The sequence below is a fragment of the Pseudomonas sp. PS01299 genome, from assembly GCF_029960145.1.
GTDB classification, from domain to species: Bacteria; Pseudomonadota; Gammaproteobacteria; order Pseudomonadales; family Pseudomonadaceae; genus Aquipseudomonas; species Aquipseudomonas putida_A.
In genome coordinates this window covers 1-1,259 of record NZ_JASCPO010000484.1, presented here as the reverse complement: position 1 = coordinate 1,259, position 1,259 = coordinate 1, and the positions used below count along the sequence as shown (strand labels likewise).

2 protein-coding genes are annotated in these 1,259 nt (G+C 56.3%); both read right to left on the bottom strand.

Annotation, left to right across the window (positions count from 1 at the left end; translation table 11 throughout):
* On the bottom strand, positions 1 to 375 hold a 375-nt coding region (locus tag QMX91_RS31155), incomplete at its 3' end, for a JAB domain-containing protein (RefSeq protein ID WP_282413909.1).
* Between the two features lie 50 nt (positions 376 to 425).
* Positions 426 to 1,259: hydrolase or metal-binding protein (locus QMX91_RS31150; RefSeq protein ID WP_282413908.1), on the bottom strand; the 834-nt coding region annotated here is incomplete at its 5' end.

Here is a 1,259-nt window from a genome sequence, read left to right as displayed (position 1 = left end):
TTGACTGGGCTCGGGGTCCTCAGACGGATCATAGTGGACCAGGATCACGGCTGCGGCCGTCTGCTCTAGGGCGATCTTGACCACTTCCCGTGGGTACACCCTGGCACCTTCCAGAGTGCCTCCGAATAGCTCTCTGAAGCCAATCACCTGATGCTTGGTGTCGAGCAGCAGCAATGCAAAGACTTCGTGCTCATGGTACTGCAGCAGTGTTTGTAGATGACTGAATACGTGCTTAGGCTCAGTCAATGCTCTGCCTTTCGACAAACGACTCATCGCGAGTTGTTGAGCCATCTGTAGGATGTCAGCTTCGGTGATTGGTGACTCCAAGTCATAAGTGCCGGTCGTTTCACCGGCGATGAGCTTGTGATATTTCATGCTGGTATTCCTGTACGAATGGGGGAGCGCTGAGGAGGTCGAGGAGGGCGTTACTGGGCCGAAGGCCTGCCGTTATGTCGGGTCGCCTGGAACTCCAGCTTTTGGGCCAGTGAAGGCTTTGTAGACGCAGCTGGTTGAGGTAGGGCATCTTCGTTTCGGGGGGAGTATTCAACGGCAGGGAAGAATTCCTCGACGATGGCGCCGGTGTCCTCCTCACTCTCTTCGAAGGCCCCATTGTTAAAGCCCTGTCGTGCCGCGCGATCCAAGGCGGTCTGATCAAAGCCAGTGGCTTGCCGGGTTTCATCCAGTTGCTTAGCCTCCAGCAAGGCACGTTCCATACTCAGACCACTGCGTACCGTGATGTCTACGTAGAAAATTGGTGCTCCGTGGCTCTGCCGGGTGGACTTACCGCGCAGGCGTAGCTCTAGTGGCAGGCAGGCCAGGCGGTTGCCGGATATGGCCTGGAAATACTGCAGGCGTGCCGTCAGGGTTCGGATGCTGTTGAACCCCGTGGTACGAAAGACAAAGCTACCCAGCGAATCGTCATCGCCAATCACCACATTCAGCCGGCCGTAAGGCTTGCAGGCATTGCCTTGAGCCAGTGAACAGCCATCTGGTGAAGGGCAGGGCAACGACTGGATGCCGTCCTCACATTGTCGCTTGCAGGTGTCGCCATTGCCTACGCACAGCGGCCGGCCAGTGGTACGGTCGAACAGACTGTAGTCCGCCCGAAAATTGAGATCAGGTTCATTGAACAGCAAACGGATTGGAATGCTGCGCAATTTGCCGTCTTGGCCATTACGCAGTTCCTCATTGAGTGGGTGCATCAGCCAGCCTTCACGGCTTTGTACCTGTGAGGTGATGGTGAACTGGTCGTCTTTCTC